A 13,436-nucleotide genomic window follows, 5' to 3' on the forward strand; every position below is an offset into this window, starting at 1 on the left:
TTCGTGTTACATTTTTTTCTAAAACGATTTCGTGTCGAAAGGATAGATACGATCCAATCAATATGAACTTTTAACAGTGTTGGCATTTGAATTGAACGAGGATTGTAAACTGGGCATATATCAAAAAACGTTCCCTGTCTGAGTAGACGGGAAACGTTCTGATTAGCCGTTCTATATGATGGTATTTGACCTCAACATATCGCCATTAAGCAGTCTGTACAAAGAAAATTGCATCGAATGGTGCGTGAGAAGACGCGAGACCCTTTCGCAAAAATAAATAACCGTTAGCATCCGAAAGACCCAATATATCCCGATAAGGATCAGGAAAATCTCCGGAATATATTTGGCACACCAGTTGATATTCCTCTAGCAGGTGGTCAATTCCCTTCACACCGTTTGGTAAAGTCGGAGAGAAAAACGAACATGCAGGGAACTCCTGATCGTCCAACTCCATTTCAATCAAACGTACGCCGCTTAACGGAATGGGTGGAATGGGACATACGGAAGTTAGCGGATGCGAAGACACCGAGACATAAGTGTATCCTGCGAGAATATTTTCGTTCCATTCCAGTTCATCTCCCGCATAGGTTACCTGGTCCAGAAAGTATTCGGAGGCGGAGTAGGTGGAGAAGACCGAGATATATTTATCTTGTGGTAAATAAGGGATATCGACATGCTGTGAAAGTGTATTGCAATGGATGGAGAACAGATGCATTAAAGGCTGCCCCTCAGGGTTGACCGGCCAGTCTGCAACGTATGCGATTTCTCCACCAATCCATATGCCAGAGTCTAGGTTTGGATCATCGGGAACAATTGTAAGTCGAGTAACTTTGTTCATGGATACTCCTTCCAGAGTGTATTTTGGCTTTCCTATGAACCGTGGTATGTGTTTTCATACAACCATTCATTGCTTCGTATCAGTATAAATGAGATGATGGGGAATGAGAATCAGTACAAGGTACTAACTCTTGCATGAAGAAAGAACGCACCATTTAATTCAATGAACCATCAGATATATTACAGATGAGAAGCGGTGACACATGTTAATTAACAAATACATAAGTGAAACGGGATTCTGCTCCCGCAGGGAAACGAACCGATTAATTGCAGCCGGACGCATAACGATCAATGGCAGGGTATGTGAAAAAGGGGCGAATGTTGAACCTGACGATGTGGTACTCATTGATGGCAAGCAGATTCCTCGTAACGACAGTGAACCTGTCTACATTGCTCTGAATAAACCGATCGGTATTGTCTGCACAGCAGCAGAACATGTGGAGGGTAATATCATTCAATTTATGAATTATCCCTCTCGCATATTTGCGATAGGCAGGCTGGATAAGGCATCTGAGGGGTTGATACTGCTTACGAATGATGGAGGCATTGTGAACAAGATGATGCGTTCGGAGCATAATCATGATAAAGAATATGTAGTGACTGTAGATAAACCTATAACCGATGAATTTGTAAAGTCCATGTCCGAAGGGGTCGAGATTCTGAACGTGGTGACCAAGCCCTGCGAAGTGAATAGACAAAGTGAACATGTGTTTCGTATTATTCTGACACAGGGGCTCAACCTGCAGATCCGCAGAATGTGCAAAGCTTTGGGGTACCGAGTATTGAAGCTGGAGCGCATCCGAATTATGAATATTACGCTGGATCAACTGGAGCGGGGGCAATGGCGTCATCTGGAGCAAGAGGAACTGGAGATTCTGCTGTCTCAATTGAATGAGATCACATGAATGAATTCTGCTGCATGTCAACGGTGGGCAACCAAGCGTTCCAGTTATATCCGTAAAACTGAAGCAAACACTAACCCATCCGTGGATTAGTGTTTTTGTTGTTAAGATTGTGTGCCTTGCGCTCTGAAATGTAAGAGCCGAATAGTGTTAAGAACGCACCAATTACAATCACCCAGGTGATCTGTTCCCGAAGAATGAGTGCAGATGACACGACAGTAATGACAGGCACCAGATAGATATATACACTTGTTTTCATAGCTCCGAGAAGATTCACAGCCCGGTTCCAGGTCACGAAACACAACGCGGAGGCACCCAGACCGAGGTACAGAAAATTAGAGAGATTGGTCATACTTGTGAAGCGCCCGAGTTCCCAATGGAATTCAAACAGGAAAAGAGCTGGCAGCATGAAGATCAGGCCATAGAAAAATACTTTGCGAGTCGCACCAATCGTGTGAAAGCGAAGCTGGCCAATTTTACGCATTAATACAGAATAAATCGCCCATACCGCAGGTGCTATAAAAGCAAGCAGATCACCTAGCGGATTCAGTTGCAGAACGAAACTGCCGTTCAGTGCGATGAGTAGGATGCCGCTCAAGGCAATCCCAAATCCGATAAGAAAGCGGCGTGTTAACTTCTCACCATCCAGGAAGAAATGTGCGAGTACGGCAGTGAAGAACGGGGCAATGGAGACAATAACTCCCACGTTGGAAGCGGTTGTGTACAGCAGCGCAATATTTTCAATGAGAAAATATAGAGTCACTCCACATATTCCTGCTCCGATAAACAAGCATTCTTCTCTGAATGAGGCGGTCCGCAGTGAACGCGGATAGATCAGTACGAGTACCACATACCCGAACAGGAAGCGAAAAAACAAAATTTCCACTGGAGTGAAGTCAATCAGCAGAACCTTCGTCGAGACAAAGGTAGTGCCCCAGATCAATATGGTAAACAAAGCGAGTAAATGCCCAGTAGAGACCGTGGTGTTCTGATGACTCGTCATACGATGTGCTGGGTGGTTCGTTTCGGCTCGGTATCATGATTGAAGATACGTCGGTATTGCTTGGGCGTCAGGCCAATCAGTTTTTTGAAAAAATTCGTGAAGTGGCTCTGGTCGCTAAATCCTGTCTGTGCAGCAACTTCAATCGGAAGCTGGCCCTGTTCCAAGAACCGTTTGGCATGGTTAATACGAATTGTTTCCAGGTAGCGGTAGGGTGATATGCCTTTCTGACGAGTGAATAAACGCAACAGGTGATATTTGCTCATCTCCGTCAAGTCGGCTAACTCGTTTAATGAGATGCTCTCCATGTAATGAGTTTCGATGTACTCACATATGCGTCTGATCTCCATAGTAACATCCTGAGTGGAAACAGGCGGTTCAGCATCTGAATATTCTCGCATCAATTGATCCAGCAGAAAGAGTAACAATTCTTCTTTGCAGAAATCCGATTGCTCCTCCAAAATCATCTGATGCAGCTCGTGCAGGGAACCCACAAGTTCACTTTGGTAGAGAACGGGGGTTGTAAACCGTGGCAAGTAAGCTTGTCCGGTAATCTCTCTCGCATACTCTCGCATCACCTCAGGCTGGACGTTGATACAGCGATAATCGAGTGTTCTGCCATCGACCTGTTCGCAGGCATGAGGATCATGTGGATTAAAGACAATCATGTCTCCGCTATTCAAAATGTATTCTTCATTGTTGCAGACGAGGTGACGCTTGCCTTGCTCAATAAAACCAATGACGTAATAGTCATGAAAGTGATTGGGAAACTTCTGCATAATGCCTTCAAATTGATAAGCTTCTAGCTGTAAGTCGGTATCAAATACCACAGTCCGGACTTCCCGAGTCATGATGCACCTTCTTTCTGTATGTTAAGGTCATTATAGTTTGCAAAGAAGGAATTTTCTTGAACGATATTGCTATGTGCTCCAAGTGTTTGATTGTACAGTTATCTCCAATAACAAAACACCCGCAATCCCGGAGGGAAAGCGAGCCCTTTGCATATTATAGTGGATACATGAGATCAAACCTACATATATGGGAGAAAAAATGATGTGAGAAAAAATGTCTGGAACAATAAGTCATTGTTCTTAGTGTAGCGTAGCCAGTGCTTCAGGTGTAAAAGTCTGAATCTCAGAGACGCGGCCTTCGCGTATTTTGGCAGCCCATGCCGGATCACCAAGAAGTGCGCGTCCCACAGCTACCAGATCAAATTCCTTTTGCTCATATCGCTTCATAAGTTCGCTCATCCCGGGATGTTTGACTTCATCGCCTTCTGCTTCAGGTTCATCTGCCATACCTACAGAACCGACCGTTATCGTGGTTTGACCACTTAGCTTCCGCACCCACCCTGCAAATCCAAGATCCGATCCTTCAAACTCGGGTTCCCAGAAGCGTCGTGTGGAGCAGTGGAAGATATCTACACCTGCGTCAACCAGCAAACGAAGGAATTGTTCCAGTTGTTCCGGTGTGTCGAACAGTCTGGCTTGATAATCATTCATTTTCCATTGGGAAATCCGCATTGCAATAGGAAAATCAGGACCTACCGCAGCACGAACTGCCATGACAAGTTCAATTGCAAATTGAGTTCGTTTCCGAAGGTCACCACCGTAGCGGTCTGTCCTTCTATTTGTCGTTTTCCAGAAAAACTGATCGATCAAAAATCCGTGTGCACCGTGAAGCTCAATTCCGTCAAAACCGATGCGTTGCGCATTAACGGCTGCATCAGCATAAGCTTGAATCACCATTGCAATCTCTGCTTCCGTCATGGGCGCACCTACTTGATTACCCTCCATATCCATTCCCGATGGACTGAGTGATGCAGCTTCCGGGTGTGGGTCAGATCCTGAAGGACGAACGATTCCCATGTGTAAAATCTGAGGGAAGATTTTGCTGCCATCTTCATGAACTTGTTTGACCACTTCAGACCAGCCTTGAAGAGCTGCTGCTCCGTACATATGAGGGATTCTAGGCTCACTTGATGCAGACGGATGATCAATGGTCGCACCTTCGGTAATAATGAGTCCAACACCATGCTCGGCACGGCGACGATAATATGCGGCTACATCGGGGCCCGGGACACCATTCGGGGAGAAGGCTCGAGCCATGGGAGACATGACGATGCGCGAGGACAGGGTTAGCTTGGCAACGGTGTATGGTTGAAACAAACGCTCTGTAGAAATAATGTTATATTGTGGATTACTCAACATATGCACCTCCATAATGTTGTACCTCTCAGTGGGTACGAGTGCAATGTTAGCAATCCCTACAAGCTTACTCAACCAACAGTTTGATTGTTTTGTTGCTTAAGCGAAAGACACGGATTATTGTATGGCGTCTTTGCACTTGCTTTCACTTGTTGAACCAATAGCACTTATCTATAATAAAGGAGTCTCGCCAAATATGTTATGCACAAAGGAGGATTGGGACTTGTCTGGTGTATTGTCTCCAAACTCGAACGATCCGCGTGTAGTTCGCACTCGGCAATTAATTCTTGATGCGTTTCTGCACCAGTTGAACCTTAAAAATTTCAACAGCATTACGATTCAGAATATTACGGAACAAGCCACAATTAACAGAGCCACTTTTTACGCTCATTTTCAGGATAAATATGCATTGCTTGAAGCCTTGTTATCGGATGCTTTTATGGAATATGTAACGAAAAGGGTGGACCCGGATGTCCGGTTATCAGCGGAAACCATAGAGCAACTTATCTTTTCATTATGTGATTATCACGTCTCAAGCAATGACTGCATCAAGAAATATGAGACGGTTGCACCGATAATTGAAGAAAACATTAAGACACAGCTGGAGCAATTCTTGCTTGAATTAATGAGCAGAACGGCGAAGGATGTAGATTTCAAAACGCTGAATATAACTGCAACGATGCTAAGCTGGTCGATCTACGGAATGACGTATCGATGGAATATGGATGGAAGAGAGGAATCTCCTACTGACTTGGCCCAGCGAGTTGTCCCTTATATGATGGGCGGATTGGAATTGTTGAATTAACTTCATTTAACGAAATCGCTTTACTATTCGAATGGACGAAGGAGAAATGACAATGATTGAACATTTGGTTGTTTTCAAATTTAACGATAAAACTACGCTAGCCAAACAGCAGGAATGGGTGGAGCAATTGCTCGCGTTACAGGAACAAATCCCGGGAATTGCCGCGCTGACCGCAGGAACTAATGCAACGGAAGAAACGGACCGTATTCAAGGTTATACGATTGGGTTGAGAGTGACGTTTGAAGATCAGGACGCACTGCGTGCCTATGGTCCACATCCTGCTCATCAGGCATTTGTAGCCTCTCTCGATGGTTGGGTAGAAGATGTCATTGTAGTTGATTATGAGATATAAAGGCGCGAAATTAGAGGTTTAACGAATATAGGAGTTGAAGATTCCCATGTGTTTAATTTTATTTGCTTACAACATGCATCCAAAGTATCCACTTATACTGGGATCAAATAGAGATGAATTCTATCACAGACCTACGGCTCAGGCACACTATTGGGAAGACCATCCTCATATATTGGCTGGCCGGGATTTGTCCAAAATGGGAACCTGGATGGGCGTAACAACAACTGGGCGTCTGGCTGCTGTTACGAATTATCGTGATCCGAATGAAGAGGTACATGCCAAGGGCTCAAGAGGAGATCTGGTTGCTGACTTTTTAAAGGGAACGTCCACACCTGAGCAATATATACAACAAGCAGAGCACAGTCGCAATGATTATCCTGGCTACAACTTGTTAGTGGGTGATCCGGAGAACCTCTATTATTATTCGAATGTGGGTAATGTCGTGATGAAGTTGCAACCGGGAATATACGGGATTAGTAATCACTTGATCAATACAGATTGGCCCAAGGTGAAACGTGGGAAAGAAGGGCTGGAGAGAATCATTCAAGGGGAGAACCTGGACGAGGATACTCTCACTGAACAAATATTAAATCTGCTACAGAATGCAGATCCTTCAGTGGATGAACTTCTGCCTCATACCGGTGTTCCATTGGAGTGGGAACGTTTGCTTTCTCCCATCTTCGTCAGAAGTGAGAAATTTGACTATGGGACGAGAGCATCATCCGTTGTTCTGATGAACAGAGAAGAAGTGTTTTTTACAGAGAGGGTTCACCAGAACGGTGAGATAATGGAGCAACGTTTTGACATCAAGCTTCTCAACTGACAAGCTGAGAATATGAAACAAGTGATGTTGAGAAATACGCATTAACATGCAACACTGAAGTTAAATTCCACATTTATGTCTCTTTTTTTCGAGTGTCAAAGAGGGCTATCCAACCTTATGTGTCAATTAATATAACGCGACGTAATCGGTATGAGAGTACCTTTTGTATAACACGCCCAATTTTAGTTGGACTCTTTATCTCTGATCACAATTCTATGTTATGAATCATGGAACTTCCCTGAATAGTTTATATAATGTGAATCAACATAACATGATTTTTGCAGCGGTTCGGTTGATTCTAATTTCAGGGGGGCAACGTGGGATGAAAGAAACCAAAAAGATGAGAGTTTTTTCACTGGGGATTCAGCACGTACTCGCAATGTATGCGGGAGCAATTCTGGTACCTTTGCTTGTGGGCAGAGCGCTAAATCTGACAGCAGAGCAGTTGGCGTATCTGGTATCCATTGACCTGTTAACGTGTGGGATTGCAACATGGCTTCAGGCTCGGAAAGGTAAGTACTTGGGGATCGGTTTGCCAGCAGTGCTCGGCAGTTCCTTTGTCGCGGTGACACCGATGATTGCGATTGGATCGCAATACGGCATTCCTGCCATATATGGGTCGATCATTGCAGCGGGTTTATTTATCGTCATCTTCGCCGTGTTTTTCAGTAAAATCGTCAAATTGTTTCCACCAGTTGTGATCGGTACAGTGGTAACCATCATCGGTCTTGCGTTAATCCCAACCGGTATTAAAAACATGGCGGGTGGAGCAAACAGCGAGAATTTTGGAAGTTTGGACAATTTGGCTCTTTCATTTGGTGTTTTACTTTTCATTCTGATTCTGAATCGATATGCTCGCGGTTTTGTTAAATCCCTGGCTGTTCTCCTTGGTATTATCGCGGGGACCCTCATCGCAGCTTTCATGGGAAAAGTGAATTTTGCCGCTGTACAGGAAGCCTCCTGGTTCCATTTACCTCAACCCTTTTACTTCGGATGGCCTACCTTCGAAATTGGTCCCATTATTACAATGATCATTGTAGGTACGGTTGTCATCATTGAATCAACAGGTGTTTTTATGGCTTTGAGCAAAATCTGTGATCAACCTATTAACGAGAAAGATCTGGCACGGGGATATCGCGCAGAAGGTTTCGCGTTTGTCCTGGGCGGCATATTTAATGCTTTTCCATACAATACCTTTGCACAGAATGTTGGTTTGGTTCAGCTCTCGAAGGTGAAAACGACCAATGTCGTTGTTGCAGCCGGAGGCATTCTGGTCTTTCTGGGACTGATTCCGAAGGTAGCTGCTTTTGCAACCATTATTCCAAGTGCTGTCCTCGGAGGAGCGACGGTGGTTCTGTTCGGAATGGTCGTCTCATCCGGGATCAAAATGCTGCAAAACGTCGACTTTGGCAAACAGTCCAATCTATTGATCGTGGCTTGCTCCGTTTCACTTGGGCTTGGTGTTACTGCTGTACCTGATCTGTTTGCCCAGCTTCCTCAAAGTATTCGCATCATTGTTAGCGATGGTATTATCACAGGAAGCCTGTCAGCGATCCTGCTCAATATCTTCTTTAACCTCGGTTTCAAAAAAGAAAGCTTGCCTGTACAGGTACAGGCTCAGGAAGCACACACGTAATCCTTGCCATAACAGACTTGTCATCGGGTATACGTAATAGATCCAAGAAGGATCTTCCGGGAAGTGGAATGAAAGGGAATGACTCCACTTAGCCAAGGAACTTCTTGGATTTTTTTGTGCGAAACCAACGATGTGGTAGTTCCCTTATCCAAGTGACTAGTGATGAAGAATGCAAAAGGAATGCAAATATGCTAAAGTTTCATCAAGAACATTTTAGATGTTCGTTTAAGTCAACATCCTCTTGAATTTCCATGCGACTACATAAATGAGCATTGGTTCACAAGGCAAGAATATAACCTGGGATGATCCCTTGGTACAGAAAAGGAGTTGTGATCACCATGCAAGAAGAAACGTTGAACAAAGGATGGAATTTGGACAACAGTTATGCGCAGTTACCACAACCTTTTTTTACAAGTCAGAGCGCAGTGCCTGTTGAATCACCAAAGCTAATCATATTCAATAGACTGCTTGCCTCCAGTTTGGGACTGGATGTGGAGTCACTAGACAGTGATGAAGGAGCGCAAATTTTTGCAGGTAACCTGGTTCCGGAAGGAGCTGAACCTTTAGCGCAGGCGTACGCAGGACATCAATTCGGCAATTTTAACATGCTTGGTGATGGAAGGGCTTTGCTGCTGGGAGAACAGATTACGCCACAGGGCGAGCGAGTGGATATCCAGTTGAAAGGTTCAGGAAGAACCCCCTACTCCCGTGGAGGGGATGGACGAGCTGCTGTTGGACCCATGTTGCGTGAATATATCATTAGCGAAGCGATGCATGCACTGGGTATTCCAACGACTCGCAGTTTGGCCGTGGTGGCAACAGGAGAAAACATTATTCGCGAAACAGAGCGGCCTGGGGCTATTTTGACTCGTGTGGCTTCCAGTCACATCCGAGTAGCAACCTTCCAGTACGCAGCCAGATGGGGTTCTATTGAAGATCTTCGGGCATTGGCTGATTACACGTTGCATCGACATTTTCCTGAGGTTGCTCAAGCCGAAAATCGTTATCTTCTGCTCCTTCAGGAAGTGATTAAGAGGCAGGCGGCTCTCATTGCCCAGTGGCAGCGAGTTGGTTTTATTCATGGCGTGATGAATACGGATAACATGGCTATTAGTGGTGAGACCATTGATTATGGTCCATGTGCCTTTATGGATGATTACAATCCTTCAACCGTATTTAGCTCCATTGACAGACAAGGTCGCTATGCTTATGGCAATCAACCGTATATTGCCGGGTGGAATTTGGCTCGATTTGCCGAGACGCTTCTGCCGCTGTTGCACGAAGATGAAGAGCAGGCGGTGCAACTCGCGCAAGATGCCATCGCACAATTTTCAGAATTGTATCATCATCATTGGCTCACGGGGATGCGTTCCAAACTGGGCTTGTTGGATGAAGAGGCAGAAGATGAAGCCTTGGTCAAGGATTTTCTTGAACTTATGGAGAAGCATAGTGCAGATTACACGAATACGTTCCTGGCTTTGACTTTTGATACTTTGGAAGGAACAGCCTGGTTTGGAACGTCAGAATTTGCTGAATGGCATGAGCGTTGGCAAGCCAGATTGGACAGACAGCAAGGTGGGAAGGAAGTCTCTACGCAGTTGATGAGAACGAGCAATCCAGCGGTCATTCCCCGTAATCATCGGGTCGAGGAAGCCCTTGAGCGAGCAGAGAATCATGGGGATCTTAGCGTGATGGAGAAGCTTTTGGCTGTCCTTTCAGATCCGTTCGCACATTCACCTGAACAGGCTGAGTATGCTGAGCTACCTGCACAATGCGATACTTCGTACCAGACTTTTTGTGGGACCTGATTGAACAGTAAGGAAGAAGAGGCTGCCTTTGGCAGCTTTTTCATTTTTTTTATTAAAATAGGGAGGTGCATTCATGTCCAACATGTTAAACAAACAACAATTGGCAGACATCCTTATACAGCTTTTAGAGCGAACTTCTTTCCGCAGGGAACAGATGCAGAACTATGTTAACCGCCTGTATGAGACCTTTAAATGGGACGGTGTACCTTATGTGGAGTGTGGAAAAGATACGTATATCGTTCGAATATACGAACGTGGTCTCGTCTCGTTAGAGAAACGAGTAAAACAGCCGGAGGAAGTCATCTATTGGCTGCTGGAGGATATTATTTTCACCGCGACGCATGTAGGGTTGTTGGAAAAACATGGTGTCAATAATAAACAGACGCATTTGAACTATACAGATGAAGTGATGAAGGAACTGAACAGGGGTGTTCAGGAAGCTTTCCAGCAGATCGGTGATCCGTATTTACATTGGTATCAGACGGGTAAACGTCAGGAATTAGAGCGTTTGGAATAAAGAAAAGTGAGGTGTGTTACGTGAGCGAGCAAGATATCCATGATATTTGGTATGAGTATGCTGTATTATTTGTCGAAAAAAAGAATGAATCTGAACAGGGCTGGGCTTCGTTGAATTCGAACGAGCAGGACATTGCTGCCTTATGGCTGTTAGAGGCGGATGTCTTTAATGGCGGTTTTATACAGTTTTTCTGCAACTGGGGGGAAGAAGTATACCGTTACGCGTTACGGGCATTACATAACATTGGTGCGACTCAAGTAGTGGAGATTATAACCTCGGCATACGGCTGCATTGAGCATCTGAAAGAGGATGAAAGGCTTACTGGACTATGGGACATTCCTAAATTACTGACAAAGGAACAAGAGCACCAGTTAGATGCGCTGGATCAGCAATTTTGGAACAATGAGGATCAGATCGCGGAGAAAGCCTATGGTTATTATCAAGGAAAATTGAACATGATGATTATATCATCTGGTTTTAACTAAGCGTCCGTTGTTCTGTTTAAGGTTTGCATACTTGGTCTTGCAATGACCGAAACGTTCGGCTATACTTGCTATAAATTGAATACATGAATCACGTTGATAGAGCGCAGTAGCGGCTTTGTCCCTGTTACAGAAAGTCAGGGGTTGATGGAACCTGATACATACAAGGGCTGCGAATTACACTCTGGAGTACTTGGGTAATGCCAAGCGGATGGGCAAACGATATATTGCCAAAAGTGGTATGGATAGCGTGTTAAGGTTATGTGTTATCCATGCAATTTGGGTGGTACCACGGTTATGATAATCGTCCCTGTGTCTAATGAAGACAAGGAGGCGATTTTTTTGTGTCCAAAAAAGCCGTTCCAGCGTGTTATTTCGTAAATTAACGTAGATCATGACTGAATTTTGAGGATAGAAAAGGGGTTATACGAATGAATATTATTGATGAACTACAGTGGCGTGACGCCATTAATCAGCAGACGGATGCTGAGGGATTACGTGAATTGACTGAAACGAAGTCCGTTTCTTTGTACTGCGGTGTTGATCCAACGGGGGATAGCATGCATATTGGACATCTAATTCCCTTCATGATGCTGAAACGTTTTCAACTGGCAGGACATCGTCCAGTCATTTTGATTGGTGGAGCAACAGGTACGATTGGTGATCCGAGTGGTCGTCAGGCAGAGCGGTCATTGCAAACGATGGAGCAAGTGCAGGAGAATGTGGATGCACTGACAGCGCAGATGAAGAAGTTGTTTGTAACAGATGGGGATAATCAGGTTCGCATGGTGAACAACTACGATTGGACGCACAAAATCAATGTCATTGAATTTTTGCGTGACTACGGCAAAAACTTTAACCTTAACACAATGCTGGCTAAGGATGTAGTGGCGAGCAGACTGGAAGGCGGCATCTCGTTCACTGAGTTTTCCTACCAGATCCTTCAGTCACTCGACTACCTGCACCTGTTCCAGAACGAAGATGTACAGCTGCAAATCGGCGGTTCCGACCAATGGGGGAATATCACGAGTGGTCTTGATCTGATTCGTAAAAAGGAAGGATCTGAAGCGAAGGCGTACGGTCTGACCATTCCACTTATGCTCAAATCCGATGGAACCAAGTTTGGTAAAACAGCTGGCGGCGCAATCTGGCTTGATCCGAACAAAACGACACCGTTTGAATTCTACCAGTTCTGGGCGAATACAGATGACCGTGATGTGATCAAATACTTGAAATACTTTACCTTCCTGAGCAAAGAAGAAATTGAAGCTTTGGCTGAAAAGGTAGAGACAGAGCCGCACAGACGCGAAGCACAGAAAGCACTTGCGGAAGAAATGACAAAATTCGTTCACGGCGAAGAAATGCTTGAACAGGCTAAACGTATTACAGCGGCGCTGTTCAGTGGTGATATCCGTTCCCTGACGGCAGACGAAATCGAGCAGGGCTTCAAGGAAATGCCTACCTTTGAAACGGACGGCGAAGCCAAAAATATTGTGGATTGGCTCGTGGATCTGGGTCTAGAGCCATCCAAGCGCCAGGCGCGTGAGGATGTCACCAAAGGTGCGATTTCCATGAATGGTGAGAAAATCACCGAACTTGAATTCACGGTGTCGGCAGAACACGCCATTGGCGGTAAATTCATCATTATCCGTAAAGGTAAAAAGAATTACAGCCTGGTTAAACTTCAATCCTAGTACAACTACAGAAACAAAAAGACCGTCTTCCATCTCTGTCAGACGACAGAGCGGAGACGGTCTTTTGTATAACAAGTCATTGCTTGACCTATTTTATTGATTAACAATCGCCGTGATTTCTTCATCCAGATCAAGTCGTACGTTCTCACGGTACGCCCGAATGTTGTATTCGCTGTGCAGGTAACGAAGAATCGCTTCAATCATATTGGACTCTACCAGATATTGACTACGGCCTTGAATCCAAACTTCAGCGGAATAACCTGTATCTTCTTCCCAGCTCAGTTCTACATTCACATCGGTTGGACGTACACCCTTACGTTCTGCCATATGAATACAGATTGCATTCACAATTTCATCCATGCTCAGAACCATA

The 13,436-nt window shown here is 44.8% G+C and carries 14 protein-coding genes and 1 other annotated feature; of the genes, 9 read left to right on the forward strand and 5 right to left on the reverse strand.

Annotated features, from left to right (window positions below):
• Positions 1-205 precede the first annotated feature (205 nt).
• On the reverse strand, positions 206-838 hold the full coding sequence (locus tag ACX9NY_RS05725; RefSeq protein ID WP_339234731.1) for a DUF1963 domain-containing protein: 633 nt from the start codon (positions 836-838) through the stop codon (positions 206-208).
• Between the two features lie 202 nt (positions 839-1,040).
• Between ACX9NY_RS05725 and ACX9NY_RS05730 the strand changes: the two genes are divergently transcribed.
• Complete coding sequence (locus ACX9NY_RS05730) at positions 1,041-1,742, forward strand: pseudouridine synthase (protein ID WP_472477513.1); 702 nt, start codon at positions 1,041-1,043, stop codon at positions 1,740-1,742.
• A gap of 70 nt (positions 1,743-1,812) precedes the next feature.
• Here ACX9NY_RS05730 and ACX9NY_RS05735 read toward each other — a convergent pair whose 3' ends face one another.
• From ACX9NY_RS05735 to ACX9NY_RS05745, 3 genes are all read right to left on the reverse strand, one after another.
• The gene (locus tag ACX9NY_RS05735; protein ID WP_472477515.1) at positions 1,813-2,742 is read right to left on the reverse strand and encodes a DMT family transporter; all 930 of its coding nucleotides are present in this window, start codon (positions 2,740-2,742) and stop codon (positions 1,813-1,815) included.
• Entirely contained in the window at positions 2,739-3,590 is an 852-nt protein-coding gene (locus ACX9NY_RS05740; protein ID WP_472477517.1) for an AraC family ligand binding domain-containing protein, read from the reverse strand. Before ACX9NY_RS05740 ends, ACX9NY_RS05735 begins: the two co-directional genes overlap by 4 nt.
• A gap of 240 nt (positions 3,591-3,830) precedes the next feature.
• The gene (locus tag ACX9NY_RS05745) at positions 3,831-4,949 is read right to left on the reverse strand and encodes an NADH:flavin oxidoreductase (RefSeq protein WP_472477519.1); all 1,119 of its coding nucleotides are present in this window, start codon (positions 4,947-4,949) and stop codon (positions 3,831-3,833) included.
• Positions 4,950-5,142: 193 nt separating this feature from the next.
• On the opposite strand from ACX9NY_RS05745, the gene ACX9NY_RS05750 reads away from it, so the two are divergent.
• The 8 genes from ACX9NY_RS05750 to tyrS all read left to right on the forward strand — a co-directional run bounded on the left by ACX9NY_RS05750 (position 5,143) and on the right by tyrS (position 13,063).
• Positions 5,143-5,751 (forward strand): TetR/AcrR family transcriptional regulator, encoded by a 609-nt coding sequence (locus ACX9NY_RS05750; protein WP_472477521.1) that lies wholly within the window; start codon positions 5,143-5,145, stop codon positions 5,749-5,751.
• 52 nt (positions 5,752-5,803) lie between these two features.
• Positions 5,804-6,103, forward strand: coding sequence for a Dabb family protein (locus ACX9NY_RS05755; protein ID WP_339255904.1), 300 nt, complete (start codon positions 5,804-5,806; stop codon positions 6,101-6,103).
• 46 nt (positions 6,104-6,149) lie between these two features.
• Positions 6,150-6,926: an NRDE family protein gene (locus ACX9NY_RS05760; RefSeq protein ID WP_339255902.1), complete on the forward strand. Its 777-nt coding sequence runs from the start codon at positions 6,150-6,152 to the stop codon at positions 6,924-6,926.
• A 322-nt stretch (positions 6,927-7,248) separates the two neighbouring features.
• Positions 7,249-8,562, forward strand: coding sequence for a nucleobase:cation symporter-2 family protein (locus ACX9NY_RS05765; RefSeq protein WP_472477523.1), 1,314 nt, complete (start codon positions 7,249-7,251; stop codon positions 8,560-8,562).
• A gap of 338 nt (positions 8,563-8,900) precedes the next feature.
• Positions 8,901-10,370: a protein adenylyltransferase SelO gene (locus ACX9NY_RS05770; RefSeq protein ID WP_472477525.1), complete on the forward strand. Its 1,470-nt coding sequence runs from the start codon at positions 8,901-8,903 to the stop codon at positions 10,368-10,370.
• Positions 10,371-10,443: 73 nt separating this feature from the next.
• Positions 10,444-10,887: a hypothetical protein gene (locus ACX9NY_RS05775; RefSeq protein ID WP_472477527.1), complete on the forward strand. Its 444-nt coding sequence runs from the start codon at positions 10,444-10,446 to the stop codon at positions 10,885-10,887.
• Between the two features lie 20 nt (positions 10,888-10,907).
• Positions 10,908-11,372: a DMP19 family protein gene (locus ACX9NY_RS05780; RefSeq protein ID WP_472477529.1), complete on the forward strand. Its 465-nt coding sequence runs from the start codon at positions 10,908-10,910 to the stop codon at positions 11,370-11,372.
• A gap of 84 nt (positions 11,373-11,456) precedes the next feature.
• Positions 11,457-11,684: a binding site (T-box leader), on the forward strand.
• A gap of 116 nt (positions 11,685-11,800) precedes the next feature.
• Positions 11,801-13,063: a tyrosine--tRNA ligase gene (gene tyrS, locus ACX9NY_RS05785; RefSeq protein ID WP_091011938.1), complete on the forward strand. Its 1,263-nt coding sequence runs from the start codon at positions 11,801-11,803 to the stop codon at positions 13,061-13,063.
• A 93-nt stretch (positions 13,064-13,156) separates the two neighbouring features.
• Here the strand turns inward: tyrS and ACX9NY_RS05790 are convergent, their stop codons facing one another.
• Entirely contained in the window at positions 13,157-13,435 is a 279-nt protein-coding gene (locus tag ACX9NY_RS05790) for a YxcD family protein (protein ID WP_017687903.1), read from the reverse strand.
• Position 13,436 lies beyond the last annotated feature (1 nt).

This window comes from Paenibacillus sp. CB74 (assembly GCF_055687625.1).